Here is a 14,150-nt window from a genome sequence, read left to right on the forward strand (position 1 = left end):
CCGGACCGAGCAGCGGATGGACAGCCCACACGACACCCTCGACGACGTCAGTGCCCTGGCCTGGGTTCAGGAGGAGCTGCGCAAGTCACTCGACGCTGCGCACAAGGCGCTGCGCCGCACGCTGAAGGAAACCGAATCCACCTTCGGCTCCGACCTCGACGACGTCGAGCCGGCCCAGTTGCGCGCGGCGCGGCAGCAGATCCACCAGGGCGTCGGCGTGCTCGAACTGGTCGGCCTGCCGGCCGGTGCCGCGCTGCTGCGCGGCAGCGAGGCCGCGGTCCAGCGCTACATCTCCAAGCCCCACAAGCTCGACCTGGCCGCGGTCGAGACGATCGAGCGGGCCTCGTTCGCGCTGCACGATTTCCTGGCGCGGCGACTCGCCGGCAAGCCGGTGTCGTCGGTAGCGCTGTTCCCGCAGTACCGCGCGGTCCAGGAGTTGGCCGGCGCCGAGCGCATCCACCCGGCCGACCTGTGGCCGCAGGACTGGCAGTGGCATGTGGTGCCGGGCGAGCCCGGCGTCGCGCCGCGCGGTGCCGACGCGGCGATCGTCGCCGAGTTCGAATCTCAGGTCCTCACGCTGATGCGCAAGCCGGGCGTCGACGTGACGCAGCGCCTGAGCGACCTGAGCGCGGGGCTCGCTGTCGGTTCGGAGCAGTCGCAGACGAAGACCCTGTGGCAGCTCGCGGCCGCCTTCTTCGAGGCCCAGTCCGTCGGCTTGCTGGTGCCCGACGTTTATGCCAAGCGCATGACATCGCGCTTGCTCGCGCAGCTGCGCAGCCAGCAGCGTGGCGATCTGGCGGCCGGCGAACGGCTCGCGCGCGATCTGCACTTCTTCTGCACGCAGGCCGCGGCCCCCGCCGTCGGGGAGGCGCCGCGCCTGCAGGCGGTGCGCAGCACCTACCCGGCCACACGCGAGGCCGTCCCGGCCGATTACAACGCCGTCCAGCTCGGCCGCTACGACCCGGCGTGGATCACGCAGGCCCGCAAGCGCGTCGCCACAGCCAAAGACTCTTGGTCGGCGGTGGCCGGCGGTGAAATGCACCGGCTGCCGGGCCTGAACGAGCAGTTCGCGCTGGTGGCCGATTCGCTCAAGCGGCTGGTGCCCAGTGGCGACCAGCTCGGTGATGCACTGTCTCGCGCGGTGGGCGCGTCCGTGCAGGCCGGTGCGGTGCCGCCGCCGGCGCTGGCCATGGAGACAGCCACCAGCGTGCTCTATCTCGAGGCCGCGCTCGAGGACGGCGCGTTCGACCAACCTGAGCAGGCCGAGCGCGTGCAGCGCCTGGCGCAGCGCGTCGACGCGGTGCTCGGGGGAGCAGCGCCCGAGCCGCTCGAGACCTGGATGGAGGAGCTCTACCGTCGGGTGTCCGATCGCCAGACGATGGGCAGCGTGGTGCAGGAGCTGCGCGCGTCGCTGTCCGAATCCGAGAAGCTGATCGACCAGTTCTTCCGCGCACCGTCCGACCCGGCGGTGCTGATGCCGGTGCCGGCGCAGTTGCAGGCGATGCGCGGCGTGATGTCGGTGCTCGGCCTTGACCAGGCGACCCACGCCGTGCTGCGCATGCGCGACGACGTCGACACCCTGGTCTCGGCAGGCGACCAGGCGCGGCACGAGCAACCGCTCTTCGAGCGTCTCGCCGGCAACCTCAGCGCGCTGAGCTTCATGATCGACCTGCTGGGCGTGCAGCCCCAGGTGGCCAAGTCGCTGTTCCGCTTCGACGCCGCCAGCGGCCTGCTGAGCTCGCAGCTGGGCCGTCACAGCACGCCCCTCGAGGAGGCTGCCGCACCACGGCTCGAGCCGTCGCTGATTGCGCAGGCGCAGACGCTGTCGACCGCGGCCACTGAGGCGATGCCACTGGCCGAGGTCTCGCGCGAGCTCGAACGCCTCGTGCTGCAGCCGGGCGTGGCGGCCCAGCCGGATCTGGTGGCCAGCCTGTCGAGCGCGCAGGCTGCGCTCGATCGCGCCGAGGCGCCGTTCGCCCAGCGCGAGACCGAGGCGCGCGTGCGCGAGCAGGTGGTCGGTGCCCTGGCCGAGTTCGTCTCGACAGCTTCCGACCCGATCGGCCTCGATGCCGCGCCGGTGTCGAGCCGCATGCCGCTGATGTCGCTGACGCCGGCAGCGCCGGTCCAGCAGACCGGGCTCGAGGGCGACGACGAGATGCGCGAGATCTTCCTCGAGGAAGCGCGCGAGGTTCTGGACACCGCGCGCACGGCGCTCGTCGCCTTGAGCGACAGTCCCGGCGACGTGGAGCAGCTCACCACGGTGCGGCGGTCCTTCCACACCTTCAAGGGCAGTTCGCGGATGGTCGGGCTGCGCGAGTTCGGCGAAGCATCCTGGGCCTGTGAACAGCTCTACAACGACCTGCTGGCCAGCCAGCGGCCCGCCAGCGACGACCTGCTGCAGACGACCGGCGATGCCCTGGATCACCTGGGCCACTGGGTCGAGGCCATCGCCCGCGGTGACGCCGCAGGCTGGTACAGCGCGCCGCTGCGCCAGTCTGCCGACGCCATGCGGCTCGAGGGGCGTTACCAGCGCCTCGTGGCCTCCAGCGCACCGCTGGTCCCGATTGCGCCGTTGCCCGTGCCGCTGAGTTTTGCGCTGCCGCCGGCCAGCGACCTCGACCTGCCTGCTCCCGCGGCTCCGGCAGCCGAAATGGCCGAAGAGTCCGCGCCGGTCCCAGGCCTCGAATTCACCTTCGACCTGGGCGATGCCTTGCCCGCAGCGGAGTCACCTGCCATTGCCGCGTCGGCGTTGCCGACGATCGAGGGCCTGGACGCGCTCGACCCCGCGCCGGCCTTCGAGCACGCCGCGACCGAGCCACTGCCACTCGAGGAGTTGCCGTCGGCGGTGCCGATCCTGGAGTCGATCACTACCTTCGATCTCGAGGTGCCGGAGCTGGCCGAGGGCGTCGTGGCCGATCCGGGCAACGAAACGCCGGCGCTGATCGAACCGCTGCTGCCCAGCGCCGAGGTGGTGCAGGCCCTCGAGCCGTCGCCGATCGCGGTGGCCCGGGAGGACGGTACGCCGGCCGTTCCATTCGACGACGCCGCGGACTCCGACACCACGCCTTTCGAACCGGGTGACATCGTGGTCGCCCTGGAGCCCTCGCGCGCGGGCGAGCTACCGCCCCCGGTCGACGGCGCAGAGGAGCGCGATGTGTCGACCGAAGCGGCTGCCGTCGGCGAGCCGCCCAGCGAGCAAGTCAAGATCGTCGGGCCGCTGCAAATCGGCATTCCGCTGTTCAACATCTATCTGAACGAAGCCGACGAGCTGTCGCGTCGACTCGGGACCGAATTGTCCGAATGGGCGCACGAGCTGCACCGCCCCGTCGGCGAGTCGGCCATCTCGCTGGCTCACTCGCTGGCAGGCAGTTCCGCCACGGTCGGCTTCGGCGACCTGTCGTTGCTGGCGCGGCAGCTCGAGCACGCGCTGGTGCATTCGCAGGCGCTGGGCCGTGGAACCAGCGCCGACGCGCAGTTGTACGTGGATGTCGCCGACGAAGTGCGCCGCCTGCTGCACCAGTTCGCCGCCGGCTTCCTCAAGGCGCCCAGCCCGGAGCTTCTTGATCGCTTGGCCGCGCACGAGCTCGACCTCGTGCGGCGCGTCGAGGCGCAGGCCAGTGCGCCGCAGGACACCGCGTCCGGCGCCGCGATCGAGGTGCCCGAATCCGCGGCGATGGATATCGAGCCCGTCGCCGACGTGCCGGCGGCTTCAGCGGCCGTCGTCGACCTGGGGCAGGCCGAATTCAAGCCGTTGGCGCCGCTGCCTGTCGAACCGCAGCGCGCGGCCCGCATGGCGGCGCTTGACAGCGACGAGGACATCGACGCCGTCGACGCGGTCGACCCCGACCTGTTCCCGTTCTTCGAGGAAGAGGCGCAGGAACTGCTGCCCGAGCTTGCGGCCCACCTGCGAGCCTGGACGCAGCAGCCGCACGAGGTGTCGCATGCCGCAGCGGGCATGCGGACTCTGCATACGCTCAAGGGCGGCGCTCGCCTGGCCGGCGCGATGCGCCTGGGCGAACTGGCGCACCGCCTCGAGACCGCGATTGAACACCTGCTGGCGCGCGAGGCGGCGACCGAGCACGAGGTCGAGCAACTGCTCGGCCGTGCAGATGGCCTCAATGCCACGTTCGAGGCTCTGTGCCAGCGAGATGCGCAGGCCTATGCCGCCGCGCAGGAGGCGGTGCAGCCGCTGATCGATACGCCGGAAGCGCCGGTGGTGACCACCGCCTGGCCGCCGCTCGACGAGACTGCCGCGCTCGACGCGGCCGCGATCGAGCTGCCGCCGGGTCTGGCCGAGGAGTTGCTCACGACGCCGGAGCCTGCCCCGGAAGCAACGGCGGTCCCTCCGGGGCCGGCGATCGACTGGGCACGCTTTGCACAGGGGGCAGACGTGCCGATGGCGGTGGTGGCCGAGAAGGCCATCCCGCTGGCGTCGGTTGCCGCGGTGCGGGTGCGCACCCAGCTGCTCGATCGCATGGTCAACGAGGCAGGCGAAGTGAGCATCGCCCGAGCGCGTCTGGAGTCGCAGGTCGGGCAGATCAAGAATTCTCTCGGCGACCTGACCGACAACCTCGAGCGCCTGCGCGGCCAGCTCCGCGACATCGAGCTGCAGGCGGAAACCCAGATGAGCACGCGCATGGAGGCGGCCAAGGCCGCTGCGCAGTCCTTCGACCCGCTGGAGTTCGACCGCTTCACACGCTTCCAGGAGCTGACGCGGATGATGGCCGAGTCGGTCAACGACGTGGCCACCGTGCAGCGCACCTTGCAGCGTACGCTGGAAACGGCGGAAGACGAGCTGGCAGCCCAGGCGCGCCTGACCCGCGACCTGCAGGACGACCTGCTGCGCACGCGCATGGTCGAGTTCGAGGGCCTGTCAGACCGCCTCTACCGCGTCGTGCGCCAGGCTGCCAAGGAAACCGGCAAGCAGGTGCGGCTCGACATCATCGGCGGGTCAATCGAAGTCGACCGCGGCGTGCTGGACCGCATGACCGGTGCGTTCGAGCATCTGCTGCGCAATTGCATCACGCATGGCATCGAGTCGCCCGAGCTGCGCACGGCGGCCGGCAAGGACCCGATCGGGACCATCGTCGTGTCGCTGCACCAGGAGGGCAATGAAGTCAGCGTGGAGTTCCGCGACGACGGCGCCGGCCTGAACCTGCCGCGGATCCGCGACAAGGCCGCGTCCATGGGCTTGATCGATCCCCATGCGTCGCACAGCGATGCTGAGCTCGCGAACCTGATCTTCATGCCCGGCTTCACCACGGCCGAGAAGGTGACCGAGCTGTCCGGTCGCGGTGTCGGTATGGACGTGGTGCGTGCCGAGGTCAACGCCGTCGGTGGCCGGATCGAGACGGCCAGCGCTGCGGGCCAGGGCGCCAGCTTCAGGCTGATCCTGCCGCTCACCACGGCCGTGACCCAGGTCGTGATGCTGCGCAGCGGCAATGCGACGGTGGCGATTCCGGCCACGCTGGTCGAGCTGGTCCGACGCTCCAACACCGACGAGCTGGCAGCGGCCTATGCGTCCGGCAGCTACCCGTATGCGGGTCACTCGTTGCCGTTCTTCTGGCTCGGTGCGCTGCTGCAGCTCAGTCGGCGCGGCACCGAACTGGTGGGGCGCTCGCTGCCGGTCGTCGTCGTGCGCTCGGCGCAGCAGCGCGTTGCGCTGCATGTCGACGAGGTGCTGGGCAATCAGGAAGTCGTGGTCAAGAACCTCGGTCCGCAACTGTCGCGCCTGCCGGGGCTGGCGGGCATGACGCTGCTGGCGTCGGGCGTGGTATCACTGATCTACAACCCTGTGGCGTTGGCCACGGTGTACGGTGACGTGGCGCGCCAGGCAATGGCGTCTCACGAGGCGAGCGACGTTCCGGACCTGATCGAGGCCACCGCGCCGGCCGCGAAGGCTGCGCCGCTGGTGCTGGTGGTCGACGACTCGCTCACGGTGCGGCGCGTCACGCAGCGCCTGCTGGTGCGCGAGGGCTACCGTGTGCTGCTGGCGAAGGACGGCCTCGAAGCGCTGGAGCGCCTGGCGGAAGAGCGCCCGTCGGTGGTGCTGTCCGACATCGAGATGCCGCGCATGGACGGCTTCGACCTCGTGCGCAACATCCGCGCCGATGCCCAGCTCGCGGCGCTGCCGGTCATCATGATCACCTCGCGCATCGCTCAGAAGCACCGCGACTACGCGTCGCAGCTCGGCGTGAACCACTACCTCGGCAAGCCCTACAGCGAGGAAGAGCTGCTGGCGCTGATCGGCCGCTATTGCGCAATGCCGCTGGCCGCGGCCTGATGCGCTAACGGGGGGGTGGCGCCCCGGCGGCGCCGGCGTAGTCCTGCTGACGCCAGGCTTCGAACACCGCCACCGCGACCGCGTTCGACAGGTTGAGGCTGCGCTGGCCGGCGCGCATCGGCAGCCTCACGCGTTGCGCGGCCGGGAAGCTTTCGCGAAGCGCGGAATCGAGCCCGCGGGTCTCGCAGCCGAACACCAGCCAGTCGCCGGCCTGCCACGGCACCTCGGTCAGTGGTCGGCTGCCCCGGGTCGTGAAGGCGAACAGCCGCTGAGGATCGGGCCGTTCCGTCGCCAGCAGGGCCCCCCAGCTCGCGTGGCGTCGCACCGTGGCATGCTCGTGGTAGTCGAGTCCGGCACGCTGCAGCAGCTTGTCGTCCATCGAGAAGCCCAGCGGCTCCACCAGGTGCAGCGTGCAGCCGGTGTTGGCCGCGAGCCGGATCACGTTGCCGGTGTTCGGCGGGATCTCGGGTTCGACGAGGACAATGTGGAACATGGCGGATGGGGCGGGGGTGGCTGCATTGTCGGCGCTGCGCGCGGCTCAGCCCGGTGTGCGCGCCACGACCCAGACCTGCACCGAGGCCGCACCGGCCGCGTGCAGCACGCGCGCGAGTTCTCCGGCTGTCGCGCCGGTGGTCATCACGTCGTCGACCAGTGCGACGTGGCGATCGCGCAGCGCCGCCAGGGCCAGTGGTTCGACGGAAAACGCGCCACGCAGGTTGGTGAGGCGCGCCGCGCGGGGGAGCGCTGTCTGGTGCGGCGTGTCGCTCGTGCGCAGCAGCCACCGCGGCTCGGTGTGGAGGCCCAGTTGTTGCGCCAGCTGCCGGCCCAGCAACGCCGCCTGGTTGTAACCGCGCTCGCGCAAGCGCGCCGCGGCCAGCGGGACCGGCAACAGCAGATCGACCGGCGGCGATGATGTGCGCCGCCGCAAGGCGAGCGCCAGACGCTGCGCCAGCGGCGCGGCCAGGTCGATCGCGTCATGGAATTTGAGCGCGTTCAACAAGCCATCCCACGGGTAGGCGTAATCGCAGGCCGCGACCGCCTGCGACCAGGGTGGCGGGTCTCGCAGGCAACTGCCGCACACGGCCACACCTTCGGGCCGCTGCAAGGCGCAGCGTTCGCAGCGGGGCACGGCCGGCGCGAAGCGCGCCAGGCAGTCATCGCAGACGCGCGCCGCTGCACCGCGCGTTCCCGCATGGCAGACCGCGCAGCGGTTGGGCCAGCGGTCGAACAGCGCGCGACCGGCGCGGATCAACCTTCGTGAAGCGACGCCGGAGAGCATGGTCGGCTCAATATACTGCCGCGTCGCATGGACCCAACTCCCCAGCCTGCCACTCCGACGCCCGGCCCTCAGCCGGCCGCGGTGCAGGCCTATCTGCGGCGCGCGGCGCGCATGCCCACCGCGCCCTGGCTGCATGGCGAAATTGCGCGGCGCATGGCCGAGCGGTTGTCCATCGTGAAGGCGACTCCGGCCGTGGTGATCGACTGGTGGTCGGCGCAGGGAGGCGGCGCGTCCGCCTTGCGTGCGCAGTACCCGCAGGCGCGCATCGAGGCGGTGGAGCCGAACGAAGGACTGGCGCAGCGCAGTGCGCGCGACGCGCGCCGGCCGTGGTGGTCGCCGAGACGCTGGACGCAGCCCGCGATGCCGTTCTGGGCCGAGGCTGCAGCGCCAGGCGACGCACGGGCCCAGCTTCTATGGTCCAACATGATGCTGCACTGGTCGGCCGACCCCGCGCGGCTGTTCGCGCAGTGGCGCGAGGCCGTGGCCGTCGACGGCTTCGTGATGTTCTCGTGTTTCGGCCCGGACACCCTGCGCGAACTGCGCGGCCTGTATCGGCGGCTGGGCTGGCCCGTCCCCGGCCATGCCTTCATCGACATGCACGATTTGGGCGATGCGATGGTGCATGCCGGCTTCGCCGATCCGGTGATGGACATGGAGCCGCTGACCCTGACCTGGGCCGATGCCTCGGCGGCGCTGGCGGAACTGCGCACGCTCGGCGGCAATGCCGCGGCACAGCGCCATCCCGGCCTGCGCACGCCGCGTTGGCGGACCCGGCTGTTGGCGGAACTCGAATCGGCCCTCGCCGGACCGGATGGGCGACTGCAGCTGAGTTTCGAGATTGTCTACGGCCACGCATTCCGGCCGTTGCCGCGTGTTCGGGTCGCCGCGGAGACGCGTCTCTCGGTCGAGGCCTTGCGCAGTCTCGCGCGCGCCGGCGGCAAATCGGCAAGTGATGCTTGAGGCGGTGTCGGGCGCTGGGATAAACTGCGCGCCGGTGCGAAGCGAGGGAGTATGGTCTCCTTAACTTCTCACACGGTAGGTGATCAGGATCGGTAGCAGCATGTCAGCGCCTTTCGCACCGGACCGGCCCGAGGCACACCTGAAATTCGGTCAGGTCCATGCTGCTCCGGCCGAATCCCGCGGCGGTGCCGCGGTGTCGGTGGAATGGAGCCTCAAGCGGAATTGCTCCTTCTCGCCCGCGCAGTTGCTGGCGGTTTATGCATCGCTGTGCGTGATCTCGTTGGGAATCGCGACATGCTTCTGGTTGGGCGGCGCCACGCTGGTGATGCCGTTCGCATGGGTGGAGTTGTTGCTGGTCGGTCTGGCCTTGCTGGTGTACGCCAAGCATGCCGCTGACCGGGAACTCATCACCTTGTTGCCGGGGCGTCTGGTCGTGGAGCATCTCAACGGGGGGCGCATCGAGCGTGCCGAGTTCGTTCCGGACTGGGTGCGGGTGGAACCGCGGGACGACGACCGGTCTTTGATCGAGTTGTCGGGACAGGGCCGGGTGATCGCGGTGGGGCGCTATGTGCGGCCCGAACTGCGGCGGGCGCTGGCCGAAGAATTTCGCACGGCCCTGCGGCAGACGCCGCGGGGATGGTGGCCGGCGGGCGTCGCGAGCGACGCTGCCTGAGATGGATTTGTTTGGAAGTGAGCACGATGAAGACGATCAACGCCCTTAGCAACGCCGCGAGCGCCCTCCGACGGCAGGCCATGGCGACCGGTCTTGGACTGGCGGCCTCGCTGTACACGACGGCGGTGCTGGCCGTCAACGATCTGCCGGGCGGTCCGGCCGTGAATCAGCTCGACCTGCATCCGCCGGTGACGCGGATCGCCGCCGAGCAGCACTGGCTGCACTACTTCATGCTGGTGATCTGCCTGGTGATCTTCATCGCCGTGTTCGGCGTGATGTTCTATTCGATCTTCAAGCACCGCCGCTCCAAGGGTGCCAAACCGGCCAACTTCCACGAATCGACCACGGTCGAGATCATCTGGACCGTCGTGCCGTTCTTCATCGTGATCCTGATGGCGTTGCCCGCCACCAAGGTCGTGGTCGCCATGAAGGACACCACCAATGCCGACCTGACCATCAAGGCCACCGGCTACCAGTGGAAGTGGGGCTACGACTACATCAAGGGCGAGGGCGAGGGCATTGCCTTCGTGTCCACACTCGACACGGCGCAGCGCATGATGTCGGACAGCGGCAAGCCCGAGCCGACCGATGACTACCTGCTCAAGGTCGACAACCCGCTGGTGGTGCCGGTCGACAAGAAGGTGCGCATCATCACCACCGCCAACGACGTGATCCACGCCTTCATGGTGCCGGCCTTCGGCATCAAGCAGGATGCGATCCCCGGCTTCGTGCGCGACACCTGGTTCCGTGCCGAGAAGACCGGCGACTTCTACGGCCAGTGCGCCGAGCTGTGCGGCAAGGAACACGCCTACATGCCGATTCATGTGAAGGTGGTGTCGCAGGCCGACTACGCCGTGTGGGTCGAGGGCGAGAAGAAGAAGCTGGCCGCCAAGGCCGACGATCCAGCCAAGGTCTGGGAGCTGCCCGACCTCGTGGCCCGCGGCGAGAAGGTCTACGCGGCCAACTGCGCGGCCTGCCATCAGGCCAGCGGCAAGGGCGCCGGCGCGATCAAACCGATCGACGGCGCCGCCGTGGTGCTGGATGCCGACAAGACCAAGCAGATCGCGGTCCTGCTCAATGGCCAGAATAACGGCGCGATGCCGGCGTGGAAGCACCTCTCGGACACCGAGATCGCCGCCGTCATCACCTACACCAAGAACCACTGGTCGAACGCGACCGGTCAGATCGTGCAGCCGGCCGACGTGGTCGCCGCTCGCAAGTAAGCCCCGGTTTCAGAAAGAGGATAGCCCCCATGAGTGCAGTTCTGGACCATCACGGTGACCACGCGCACGACCACGCGCACGACCACCCCCACGGCTGGCGGCGCTGGCTGTTCGCCACCAACCACAAGGACATCGGCACGCTGTATCTGCTGTTCTCTCTGACCATGCTGATGGTGGGCGGCGTGCTGGCGCTCGGCATCCGTGCCGAGCTGTTCCAGCCCGGACTGCAACTGGTGAACCCGGAGCTGTTCAACCAACTCACCACGATGCACGGCCTGATCATGGTGTTCGGCGCCATCATGCCGGCCTTCGTGGGCTTCGCGAACTGGATGATCCCGCTGCAGGTCGGCGCTGCCGACATGGCGTTCGCGCGCATGAATAACTTCAGCTTCTGGCTGCTGATTCCGGCCGCGCTGATGCTCGTGGGCTCGTTCTTCATGCCCGGTGGCGCTCCGGCCGCCGGCTGGACGCTCTACGCGCCACTGACCCTGCAGATGGGCCCGTCGATGGATGCCGGCATCTTCGCGATGCACATCATGGGCGCGAGTTCGATCATGGGCTCGATCAACATCATCGTCACCATCCTCAACATGCGCGCGCCCGGCATGACGCTGATGAAGATGCCGCTTTTCTGCTGGACCTGGCTGATCACCGCCTACCTGCTGATCGCGGTGATGCCGGTGCTGGCCGGCGCGATCACGATGACGCTGACCGATCGCCACTTCGGCACCAGCTTCTTCAATCCCGCTGGCGGCGGTGACCCGGTGATGTACCAGCACATCTTCTGGTTCTTCGGTCACCCCGAGGTCTACATCATGATCCTGCCGGCCTTCGGGATCGTCAGCGCCATCATCCCGGCGTTCGCCCGCAAGCGCCTGTTCGGCTACACCTCGATGGTGTACGCCACCTCGTCGATCGCGATCCTGTCGTTCATCGTCTGGGCGCACCACATGTTCACCACCGGCATGCCGGTGACGGGCCAGTTGTTCTTCATGTACGCGACGATGCTGATCGCCATCCCCACCGGGGTGAAGGTGTTCAACTGGATCGCCACCATGTGGCGCGGTTCGATGACCTTCGAGACGCCGATGCTGTTTGCGGTCGGCTTCATCTTCGTGTTCACGATGGGCGGCTTCACCGGATTGATCCTGGCGGTGGCGCCGGTCGACATCCAGCTGCAGGACACCTACTACGTCGTGGCGCACTTCCACTACGTGCTGGTGGCCGGCTCGCTGTACGCGATGTTCGCCGGCTACTACTACTGGAGCCCCAAGTGGACCGGGGTGATGTACTCGGAGACGCGCGGCAAGATCCATTTCTGGGGCTCGCTGATCTTCTTCAACGTCACCTTCTTCCCGATGCACTTCCTCGGGCTGGCGGGCATGCCGCGTCGCTACGCCGACTACCCGATGCAGTTCGCCGACTTCAACGCGCTCGCCACCGTCGGCGCCTTCGGCTTCGGGTTGATGCAGGTCTACTTCCTGTTCTTCGTCGTCATCCCGGCGATGAGGGGCCAGGGCGAGAAGGCACCGCAGAAGCCCTGGGAGGCCGCCGAGGGCCTGGAGTGGGAAGTGCCGTCGCCGGCGCCCTTCCACACCTTCGAGACGCCGCCCAAGCTCAACGCGTCGGCCACCAAGATCATCGGCTGACGACAGGGCGGGAGCACGCGATGGCGATCACCCCCGAGCAACGCAAGCGCAACCTGCGCCTCGCGCTGATCCTGGCGTCGGTCGCGTTCGCGTTCCTGGCGGGTTTCGTCGTCAAGATCACGCTCTTGAACCACTGAGCATCGGCATGGCGACCTCCGATCGCGACGCTGCCCTTAGCGCGCGCCGCCTGGGCGGCGACAACCGGCACATGCTGTTCAAGCTGTCGGTCGTCGTGTTGCTGATGTTCGGCTTCGGCTACGGCCTCGTGCCGATCTACAAGCACATCTGCGAGGCGCTGGGCATCAACGTGCTGTCACTGTCGGAGCGCACAGTCAACGGCACGGGCGCGGGCAAGATCGGCAACACGCAGGTGGACCTCAGCCGCACCATCACCGTCGAGTTCGATGCCAATGCGCGCGGACCCTGGGACTTCAAGCCGGCGGTGCGCTCGCTGGAGGTTCATCCGGGTGAGTTGACGACGGTGATGTACGAGTTCCGCAACGTCCAGAACCGTGCCATGGCGGCCCAAGCGATCCCGAGCTATGCGCCCAAGCAGGCGATGTCGCACTTCAACAAGCTGGAGTGCTTCTGCTTCAACGAGTACCAGCTGCAGCCGGGTGAGGCCAAGCAGTGGCCGGTCGTGTTCTACATCGACCCGAAACTGCCGAAGGACGTGCGCACGATCACGCTGAGCTACACCTTCTTCGAGGTGGGCGGCAAGACTCCCGCGGCACCGGCCGGCCCGCTGGCGGCCGTGAAGGCGGGGGCGGCGCTGTGAGCGGTCCGCAGGACGATTCGGGGGCGACGCTGCGGCAGGCATCGCGGCGCAAAGGATCGTTCGCGCGCACGGCGCAGGCGGTGGCGTGGTCGTTCTTCGGCGTGCGCAAGTCGGTCGAGTACGAGCGTGACGTGAACGAGATCAATCCGGTGCACGTCGTGATCGCCGGGGTCGCCGGAGTGCTGCTGTTCATCGGCGCGCTGCTCGTGCTGGTGCGCTGGGTCATCGGCAGCGGTGTCGCGGCCTGAACGAGCGGGTCATGCAGACGAACAGGGGACTGAACGACACAGCCCGCCGGCAGGCGGCCCGGGTCGAGGCAGACAAGGAAGACAGGCAAGAGTTCTGAGGAGAAGACATGTCGGCAGCTACCCACGGGCAAACGCCCTATTACTTCGTGCCGGGGCCCTCGCGGCACCCGATCATGGCCGCCATCGGCCTGTTGTTCGTGATCTTCGGCGCTGGCCAATGGGTCAACGGCCATGGCTGGGGCGCCTACCTGCTGCTGTTCGGGCTGCTGTGGTGGGCCTTCGTGCTGCAACAGTGGTTCCGCCAGGCCATCGGCGAGAGCGAAGGCGGGCAGTACAGCGACCGCATCGACGTCTCCTTCCGCTGGAGCATGAGCTGGTTCATCTTTTCGGAGGTGATGTTCTTCGGCGCGTTCTTCGGTGCCCTGTACTGGACGCGAGTGCACTCCGTCCCCAACCTCGGCGATCTCGAGAACGCGCTGCTCTGGCCTGACTTCAAGGCGGTGTGGCCGAGCGTGGCCGCAGGCGCGACGGCGTCGCCGGCCGGCATCGTCGAGCCCTTCACGACGATGGGTCCGTTCTGGCTGCCGACGATCAACACCGCGCTGCTGCTGAGCTCGGGGGTGACGCTCACCATTGCCCACCATGCACTGCGCGAGAACCACCGCGGCAAGACCATCGCTTTCATGTGGCTCACCGTGCTGCTGGGCGTGACCTTCCTGTTCGTGCAGGGCTACGAGTACCACCACGCCTACACCGAACTGAACCTCAAGCTCAGCAGCGGTATCTACGGCTCGACCTTCTTCATGCTGACCGGCTTCCACGGCTTCCACGTGTTCGTCGGCATGCTGATGCTGCTGTTCATCACGATCCGCCTGATGAAGGGCCACTTCACGCCGGAGCGCCACTTCGGCTTCGAAGGGGCCGCGTGGTACTGGCACTTCGTCGACGTGGTGTGGCTGGGTCTGTACATCGTCGTCTACTGGATGTGATCGACCGAGAGGCGCCGCCCCGTCGTGCCCGAGGTCGGGCGGGGGCGCGGGGCGACGACGAGGAAAGA

11 protein-coding genes are annotated in these 14,150 nt (G+C 68.3%); 9 read left to right on the top strand and 2 right to left on the bottom strand.

Annotation, left to right across the window (positions count from 1 at the left end):
- Positions 1-16: 16 nt before the first annotated feature.
- A complete protein-coding gene (locus tag ASC67_RS06370) occupies positions 17-6,283 on the top strand; it encodes an Hpt domain-containing protein (protein ID WP_056316658.1) in 6,267 nt (2,088 codons plus the stop codon).
- 4 nt (positions 6,284-6,287) lie between these two features.
- On the opposite strand, the gene ASC67_RS06375 is transcribed toward ASC67_RS06370, so the two are convergent.
- Together ASC67_RS06375 and ASC67_RS06380 are read right to left on the bottom strand one after the other, a co-directional pair.
- Positions 6,288-6,776 carry a tRNA (cytidine(34)-2'-O)-methyltransferase gene (locus ASC67_RS06375; protein WP_056316661.1) on the bottom strand — a complete coding sequence of 163 codons (489 nt, stop codon included), beginning with the start codon at positions 6,774-6,776 and terminating at the stop codon, positions 6,288-6,290.
- 45 nt (positions 6,777-6,821) lie between these two features.
- Positions 6,822-7,562 (bottom strand): ComF family protein, encoded by a 741-nt coding sequence (locus ASC67_RS06380; protein WP_056316664.1) that lies wholly within the window; start codon positions 7,560-7,562, stop codon positions 6,822-6,824.
- A 27-nt stretch (positions 7,563-7,589) separates the two neighbouring features.
- Here ASC67_RS06380 and ASC67_RS06385 point away from each other — a divergent pair, with 27 nt between their 5' ends.
- The 8 genes from ASC67_RS06385 to ASC67_RS06415 all read left to right on the top strand — a co-directional run bounded on the left by ASC67_RS06385 (position 7,590) and on the right by ASC67_RS06415 (position 14,082).
- Positions 7,590-8,522, top strand: coding sequence for a methyltransferase domain-containing protein (locus ASC67_RS06385; RefSeq protein WP_056316665.1), 933 nt, complete (start codon positions 7,590-7,592; stop codon positions 8,520-8,522).
- 100 nt (positions 8,523-8,622) lie between these two features.
- Positions 8,623-9,195, top strand: coding sequence for a DUF2244 domain-containing protein (locus tag ASC67_RS06390; RefSeq protein ID WP_235566240.1), 573 nt, complete (start codon positions 8,623-8,625; stop codon positions 9,193-9,195).
- A gap of 80 nt (positions 9,196-9,275) precedes the next feature.
- On the top strand, positions 9,276-10,418 hold the full coding sequence (gene coxB / locus ASC67_RS06395) for a cytochrome c oxidase subunit II (protein ID WP_056318198.1): 1,143 nt from the start codon (positions 9,276-9,278) through the stop codon (positions 10,416-10,418).
- 29 nt (positions 10,419-10,447) lie between these two features.
- The gene (gene ctaD / locus ASC67_RS06400; RefSeq protein ID WP_056316668.1) at positions 10,448-12,067 is read left to right on the top strand and encodes a cytochrome c oxidase subunit I; all 1,620 of its coding nucleotides are present in this window, start codon (positions 10,448-10,450) and stop codon (positions 12,065-12,067) included.
- Between the two features lie 20 nt (positions 12,068-12,087).
- Positions 12,088-12,204 carry a cytochrome oxidase small assembly protein gene (locus ASC67_RS20970; protein WP_404932837.1) on the top strand — a complete coding sequence of 39 codons (117 nt, stop codon included), beginning with the start codon at positions 12,088-12,090 and terminating at the stop codon, positions 12,202-12,204.
- A 71-nt stretch (positions 12,205-12,275) separates the two neighbouring features.
- Positions 12,276-12,845, top strand: coding sequence for a cytochrome c oxidase assembly protein (locus ASC67_RS06405; RefSeq protein WP_404932861.1), 570 nt, complete (start codon positions 12,276-12,278; stop codon positions 12,843-12,845).
- Positions 12,842-13,093 (top strand): DUF2970 domain-containing protein, encoded by a 252-nt coding sequence (locus ASC67_RS06410; protein ID WP_082535858.1) that lies wholly within the window; start codon positions 12,842-12,844, stop codon positions 13,091-13,093. The genes ASC67_RS06405 and ASC67_RS06410 overlap by 4 nt, the downstream gene beginning before the upstream one ends.
- Positions 13,094-13,200: 107 nt before the next feature.
- Complete coding sequence (locus ASC67_RS06415) at positions 13,201-14,082, top strand: cytochrome c oxidase subunit 3 (RefSeq protein WP_056316674.1); 882 nt, start codon at positions 13,201-13,203, stop codon at positions 14,080-14,082.
- The last annotated feature ends 68 nt before the right edge of the window (positions 14,083-14,150 follow it).

The sequence above is a fragment of the Methylibium sp. Root1272 genome, assembly GCF_001425905.1.
Taxonomy (GTDB): Bacteria; Pseudomonadota; Gammaproteobacteria; order Burkholderiales; family Burkholderiaceae_C; genus Methylibium.